The following is a 6,853-nucleotide window of genomic DNA, read 5'->3' on the forward strand; positions in this document are numbered from 1 at the left end:
AAATCACTGTCGGAATAGGAGGATTGGGTGGAGCAACATTCCCGCATCGCGCCGCGGCCGATCCGCCTAGCGGACGAAACCGACTTCTCGATCGGCGGGCTGCGCGTTCGCCCGTCCAGTGGTGAAGTTCAGCACGGTAATGTGTCGGAACGGCTGGAGCCGCGCCTGATGCAGGTCCTTATCGCGCTGGCCCGAGCGGACGGCGGAACCGTCTCCCGGGAGGAGTTGACCGCCAGATGCTGGGGCGGCGTAACCGTAAGCCCGGATGCCGTGAACCGCGTCATCAGCCTGTTGCGTCGCCTTATCGCTGCATCGGCACCCACATCCCGCCTCGAGACTTTGCCACGGATCGGCTACCGCCTGATCCAGCCGCTTCCCGTCGACACAGTTGCGCCGGACCCTGCGCCTCCGCCTTCCACGGGGGCATCCGCCCCGATTGCGGACCCGCTTGCGCGCGACCTCTTCGCACGGGCGCTGGTCGGACTGGAGCAACCGTCCCGTGAGCCGCTCGAACAGGCATTGGCCTATCTGAAACAACTCATCACGCGCGCGCCGGACTTCGCGCCGGGTTGGGCAGCACTTGCCGAGGCGCAACGGTTGTTGATGCTGTACCTCCCCGCACCGATGCAGGGACCCGCCCGCGCCGAAAGTAGCCGGTCGATAGACCGCGCCCTCGCCCTCGATCCTGGGCTGGGCCAGGCTTACGGCACGCTCGCCAATCTAGTGCCGCGATTCAACAATTGGGGAGAGATCGAAGCGCTGTTCCAAAACGGGCTGGCGAACACACCAGATAGCGTGAGCCTTCTTCACCTCCACGCCCATTCCCTACTGTCGGTAGGCCGCACCAAAGAAGCGGTCGAGCGCTTGACCGTCTTGCGCAAAACCAACCCGCTCAGCCCCGCGATCGCGCTCGATCTGGCGGGCGCGCTGTTCGACATCGGGCGTGATGCCGACGCTATTACGGCGATGGAGGAAGCCTATGCGCTGTGGCCCGGTATCATGCTCGTGTGGTCGGAATGCGTGCGGATGAACGTCGTCGCCCGCCATTATGACCGGGTACAGTCCTTGCTCGACGCGCCGCCACCCGGCGTTTCGCCGGACGACCCCAACCTCGCCCGCCGCCGCCTGCACCTCATCGCCAAGCGCGACCGCCGCCCCGCCGACATGGCCGCCGCGCGCAAGAACTTTACCGATTTCGCACGGATCGGCATCGCCCCCGCAACCGTCGCGATCCACGCGCTGACGACATTGGATCAGCCCGAAGCCGCACTTGAGATCGCCGATCAGATATTCCGTTCGGACCCGCCCCAGGCACAGGCTCCCGGCGTGAACATGATGGGCACCTATACCCTCGCTGGACAACCCGACAGTGTCGTCCTCTTTCGACGCGACACCTTCAATCTGCGGGAGCTCCCCGGATTTGCGACAATACTCGAACGAACCGGACTGGAAGAGTATTGGCGGCATTCGGGCTCCCAACCTGATTTTCGCGCTGAACTCGCACGCTGACCGTCGCACTCAAGCGGCAAGCTTTCCACCGCTCTTGCGACGAATTGGCCGAAGGTGCGACGCTCACCCTTCAACGTACATTGAGAGGGCAGAGGCTGATGCCGGCGATCGACCTAACTCCAATGTCGGTGGCGTTGGGCCGGCCGATCGCGGCAGTAATCGGGAGCGAGCGTCTCGAATTACGGCACGTTGCCGACTGACGGCTTTTGAAGATGCGCATGGCCGGTTGCGACAGCACCGGACGTTCACCCTGGCGGCGCGGAACGACCGGCTCTAGTCGTCATCTGCCGATAGACGAACAGGTACCAAGCGTGTGATTTTCACCACCAGCCCTATCCTGACGCCCCCCCGAACTGACCCGAATTCGCGACCGCGCCCGATACGCTTGCGTCCGCGCCAGGCGGGGAGACACGTGGGACGACAGCCGCTAAAGCGGCCTTCATGTATTTCCTTGAGCCGATCGATGCCAATATCGGGTGAACAGCCGCCCGACAGAACGCCGGTCGCGAGCGCCGTTCGGACGGGATGGCTTCTACTCGGTCTATTCTGTGTGGGGCTCGGGCTGATCGGTGTCGTCGTACCGCTCATGCCGACGACGATCTTCATGATCCTGGCCGCAGGCTGCTTCGCCCGATCCTCGCCCAAGCTGGAGGCGTGGCTGCTCGATCATCCGCGCTTCGGGCCGGTATTGCGTGCCTGGCGTCGTGAAAAAGCGATACCGCGCGCGGCGAAGATCGCCGCCTGTAGCGGGATGGCGTTGGGCTTTAGCCTGTTTCTGCTCTGCGCTCACCCGTCGCTCTGGCTTGCGCTGGTCGTGGCGCTGCTGCTCGGAGGCTGCGCGGCCTTTATCGTCTCCCGGCCACCGCCGCATCGATCATGAAACGGCACCAAGCATGACCTGGCCGACGGCGCGTCCACCCGGAATCGAGTGATCCGCGCCGCCGTATCGGATCACCAGACCTTCACGCGCTTGTCCGGCGCGAGGTACAGTTTCTCGTCGGGCTTCACAGCGAACGCCGCATACCATGCATCGAGGTTGCGCACGGTCTGCACGCGCCACGGCGCCGGAGCATGGACATCGGTCGCGATGCGCGCACGAAGCGCCTTTTCGCGCATCTTGGTGCGCCAGCTCTGGCCAAAGGCGAGGAAGAAGCGCTGGTCGCCGGTCAGCCCGTCGATCACCGGTGCCTCCTTGCCGCCGAGCGAAGCACGATACGCTTCATACGATGCGGTCAGGCCGGCGACATCGGCGATATTCTCGCCCAGTTCCTGCTTGCCGTTGAGGTGCAGTCCGGGCAGCGCTTCATAGGCATCATACTGCGCGGCCAGGGCTGCGCCGGCGGCTTCGAAATGCTTGAGATCGGCGGGAGTCCACCAATTGTGCAGCCGGCCGGTCGAATCGAAATCCGAGCCGAGATTATCGAAGCTGTGACTGATCTCATGACCGATCACCGCACCGATCGCGCCGTAATTCGCCGCCGCGTCGAACTTGGCGTCGAAATACGGCGTTTCGAGGATCGCGGCCGGGAAGTTGAGCGCATTCTGCACCGGCAGATTGACCGCGTTGACTGTCTGCGGCGTCATCCACCATTCGCTACGGTCGACCGGCTTGCCGATCTTGGCGATCTGATGCCGATATTCGGCGAGGCGCGCACGCTGCAGATTGCCGACCGGGTCGCCGGCCTTGATCTCCAGCGCCGAATAGTCGCGCCATTTGTCCGGATATCCGACGCCGACGATCAGCACCTGGAGTTTCTTGCGCCCCTCCGCCTTGGTTTCGGCTGAGAGCCATTCGAGCTTGGCCAGGCGATTGTCGAACGCCGCGACGATGTTTTTCACCATCCCCTGGATTTCGGTCTTCGATGAGGCGGGGAAATATTTGCCGACATAGATCTGGCCAACCGCGTCGCCGAGTTGCGCATTGACCGATGCGATCCCGCGCTTGTCGCGCGGCTGTTGCTGCGGCGTGCCGTTGAGCGTCCGGTTGTTGAAGTCGAACGATGCGTCATCGATCGCCTTGGGCAGCGCCGCCGTCACCTGATTGATGGTGTGGAAGGTCAGCCAATCCTGCCATGCCTCTATCGGCTCGCTCGCGACCAGCCCCGACAGTTTGGTGATCGCGCCGGGCTGCCACAGCGAGAAATCCTGCTGCGACGGCAGCGACGCCGCATTCCAATAGGCATTCCAGTCGATGCCCGGCGCCTTTGCCGCGAAATCTTCGCGCTTCCACGACGTCGCCTGATGCGCGTCCTGGCTGGTGAGGATGTCGTAATGCGCGTTCGCGATCTTCGTTTCGAGCGCCATGATCCGGTCGGCGCGGGCGGCGGCGTCGCTGACGCCGGCCAGTGTCAGCAGCTTCGCGACATACGCCCTATAAGCGGTACGCAGCCCGGCCATCTCGGGCGTGGACGACAAATAATAGTCGCGGTCGGGCAGGCCGATGCCGCCCTGCATCAGATAAGGGATCGTGACCTCGGGCCGATTGAGATCCTGCGTTACGAACAGGCCGAACAGGTTTTCCGTATGGAAGTTGCTGGCGTTGAGCGGATCGGTATCCGCCCGCATGGTCGCGCCAAGCATGGCCGACAAGGCACCCCTGTCCTTCAACGCGGTGATTGCGTCGAGTTGACCCTTGAGCGGTGTCATGCCGCGCTGTTCGATACCCGCCGTGTCGGTAAAGGCCGTGTAATAGTCCGCGATGCGGCGCTCATCGGTGCCCGCCGCCGCATTGGCCTTAAGTGCGGCCTGAATCAGGCCGGCATTGCGCCCCTCCGCCACCTTGAACACGTCGTAGCCGACACCGGTGCTCGACCGATCGGCGGGAATCTCGGCCTTGTCGAACCAGGTGCCGCTGGCATAGGTGTTGAAATCGTCGCCGGGCTTCACAGCCTTGTTGATCAAAGCCTGATCGACACCGGCAAGGGTGCCGCTGGCGGACTGGGTGGTCGTGCTGGTGGTCGACGAGGGCGAGCAGGCCGCGCTGGCAAGCAGCAGGGCGAGGACGATCGAACGCTTCATAGGGCACTCTCTCCGGTATTGCTGTATGATGACAGAGCTACACCCGGCGCTCGCGACGCGCTAGCCCATCAACGAACAGGCCATCAACGAACGATCGGCACAGCGATCGACCCGGTTGGTCCACTTCCCATCGTGCATTCGCACCGCTAGTCACCGTTCCAAACCATAAAGGGATGTCGGCCCCATGAGCGCCCCGGTGCTCGATACGAAATTGTCGCCCGAGAGCGAAACTTTCCGCGCCAACGCCGCGCACAACCGTGCGCTGGCGGATAAGCTTCGCACCGATGTCGCGACGGCGGCGCTGGGCGGATCGGAGAAAAGCCGCGAACGGCATGTCTCGCGCAACAAACTGCTTCCACGCGATCGGGTCGAGCGGCTGCTGGATCCCGGCTCACCATTCCTCGAGATCGGCCAGCTCGCCGCCAACGATCTGTACGACGGCGAGGTGCCCGGCGCGGGCCTGATCGCCGGCATTGGCCGCGTCTCCGGCCGCCAGTGCATGATCGTGTGCAACGACGCGACGGTTAAGGGCGGGACCTATTTCCCGATGACGGTGAAGAAGCATCTCCGCGCGCAGGAGATCGCCGAGTTCAACCGGCTGCCGTGCATCTATCTGGTCGACAGCGGCGGCGCGAACCTGCCGCACCAGGCCGAGGTGTTTCCCGACCGCGATCATTTCGGACGTATCTTCTTCAACCAGGCGAACATGTCGGCGTTGGGTATTCCGCAGATCGCCTGTGTGATGGGCAGTTGCACGGCGGGCGGCGCCTATGTCCCGGCAATGTCCGACGAGACGGTGATCGTGCGCAACCAGGGCACGATCTTCCTCGCCGGACCGCCGCTGGTCAAGGCAGCGACCGGCGAAGTGATCTCGGCCGAGGAACTGGGCGGCGCCGATACGCATGGCCGCCGCTCGGGCGTGGTCGATCATGTCGCCGAGAATGACGAGCATGCACTGACCATCGTGCGCGATATCGTCTCGACGTTGCAGCCGCAATCGCCCGGTGACGTTAACCTGAAGGAGCCGCGCCCGCCGAAATTCGATGCGGAGGATTTGTACGGCATCGTGCCGAGCGATGTGCGTGCACCCTATGACGTGCACGAGATCATCGCGCGTCTTGTCGACGGCAGCGAATTCCACGAATTCAAGTCGCTCTACGGCACCTCTCTGGTGTGCGGCTTCGCGCATATCTGGGGTTTGCCCGTAGCGATCCTCGCCAATAACGGCGTGCTGTTCAGCGAAAGCGCGCAAAAGGGCGCGCATTTCATCGAACTCGCCTGCCAGCGGCGTATCCCGCTGCTGTTCCTGCAGAACATCTCCGGCTTCATGGTCGGCGGAAAGTACGAAGCGGAGGGCATCGCCAAGCATGGTGCCAAGCTGGTCACCGCCGTCGCCACCGCGACCGTGCCCAAGATCACCGTATTGATCGGCGGCAGCTTTGGCGCAGGCAATTACGGCATGTGCGGCCGGGCCTATAGCCCACGCTTCCTGTTCAGCTGGCCCAACAGCCGGATCAGCGTGATGGGCGGCGAGCAGGCGGCGAGCGTATTGGCCACAGTGCATCGCGACGCAGAGAGCTGGACCGAGGAGCAGGCCGAGGCGTTCAAGGCGCCGATCCGCCAGCGTTACGAGGATGAAGGCAATCCCTGGCACGCGACCGCGCGGCTATGGGACGACGGCATCATCGATCCGGCACAGACCCGCGACGTGCTCGGCCTCGCCTTCGCCGCGACGCTCAACGCCCCGATTCCCGAACGTCCCGCGTTCGGCGTGTTCCGGATGTGAGGGAAGAAGCCGCGCCCTACTCAATCCTCCCCGAGCTCGTCTCGGGGAGGGGGACCGCCCGGCGCAGCCGGGTGGTGGAGGGGCAGGCGCAACCTCACATGTTCGACGAGATGTTTCACCACCGCGTCGAGATCATCAAGGACGTCCTTCGCCTGAATACGCAAGGTCATGACACCTTTGCCCGCGATCCAATCGTCGCGTTCGGCATCCCGCGCCGGCTGATCGCCCCGCCCGTGCGCTTCTCCATCGACTTCGATCGCGATCAGGGCGTCGCTGCAATAGAAGTCGATCGTATAGGGACCGGCGGGATGCTGTCGCCGAAACTTGATGCTGGACGGCCTGCCGCGCAGCACGGCCCACAAAGCGACCTCGGGCAACGTCATCGCGCGCCGAAGTCTGCGCGATTGCCTGATCGTCTTGCCCGGACCACTCAGCACAGCGCCTGCCCCTTGTATCTAGACGAGCACGGCTCGTTTCTGCTGGAAGCGACTGAGCGCCGGGGTGGGTGGCCACCCACCCCGGCGCGGCGGCGATGTCGCC

At 64.0% G+C, this 6,853-nt stretch carries 5 protein-coding genes; 3 read left to right on the forward strand and 2 right to left on the reverse strand.

Annotated elements, in window-relative coordinates; translation table 11 throughout:
- The first annotated feature begins 27 nt into the window (after positions 1 to 27).
- A complete protein-coding gene (locus ACVWZA_RS09060; protein WP_457310860.1) occupies positions 28 to 1,509 on the forward strand; it encodes a winged helix-turn-helix domain-containing protein in 1,482 nt (493 codons plus the stop codon).
- 463 nt (positions 1,510 to 1,972) lie between these two features.
- The gene (locus ACVWZA_RS09065) at positions 1,973 to 2,389 is read left to right on the forward strand and encodes a YbaN family protein (RefSeq protein ID WP_457310861.1); all 417 of its coding nucleotides are present in this window, start codon (positions 1,973 to 1,975) and stop codon (positions 2,387 to 2,389) included.
- A 71-nt stretch (positions 2,390 to 2,460) separates the two neighbouring features.
- On the opposite strand, the gene ACVWZA_RS09070 is transcribed toward ACVWZA_RS09065, so the two are convergent.
- On the reverse strand, positions 2,461 to 4,527 hold the full coding sequence (locus ACVWZA_RS09070; protein WP_457310862.1) for a M13 family metallopeptidase: 2,067 nt from the start codon (positions 4,525 to 4,527) through the stop codon (positions 2,461 to 2,463).
- Positions 4,528 to 4,711: 184 nt separating this feature from the next.
- On the opposite strand from ACVWZA_RS09070, the gene ACVWZA_RS09075 reads away from it, so the two are divergent.
- The gene (locus tag ACVWZA_RS09075) at positions 4,712 to 6,313 is read left to right on the forward strand and encodes a carboxyl transferase domain-containing protein (protein ID WP_457310863.1); all 1,602 of its coding nucleotides are present in this window, start codon (positions 4,712 to 4,714) and stop codon (positions 6,311 to 6,313) included.
- A gap of 20 nt (positions 6,314 to 6,333) precedes the next feature.
- Here ACVWZA_RS09075 and ACVWZA_RS09080 read toward each other — a convergent pair whose 3' ends face one another.
- Positions 6,334 to 6,696, reverse strand: coding sequence for an endonuclease domain-containing protein (locus tag ACVWZA_RS09080; RefSeq protein WP_457310878.1), 363 nt, complete (start codon positions 6,694 to 6,696; stop codon positions 6,334 to 6,336).
- Between the last annotated feature and the right edge of the window lie 157 nt (positions 6,697 to 6,853).

The organism is Sphingomonas sp. UYAg733, from assembly GCF_054057355.1.

What these genes read in the sequence shown, in the direction of transcription:
- ACVWZA_RS09075 (WP_457310863.1), top strand. Translation starts at nt 4,712, where the DNA reads ATGAGCGCCCCGGTGCTCGATACGAAATTGTCGCCCGAGAGCGAAACT.
- ACVWZA_RS09065 (WP_457310861.1), top strand. Translation starts at nt 1,973, where the DNA reads ATGCCAATATCGGGTGAACAGCCGCCCGACAGAACGCCGGTCGCGAGC.
- ACVWZA_RS09070 (WP_457310862.1), bottom strand. Translation starts at nt 4,527, where the DNA reads ATGAAGCGTTCGATCGTCCTCGCCCTGCTGCTTGCCAGCGCGGCCTGC.
- ACVWZA_RS09080 (WP_457310878.1), bottom strand. Translation starts at nt 6,696, where the DNA reads ATGACGTTGCCCGAGGTCGCTTTGTGGGCCGTGCTGCGCGGCAGGCCG.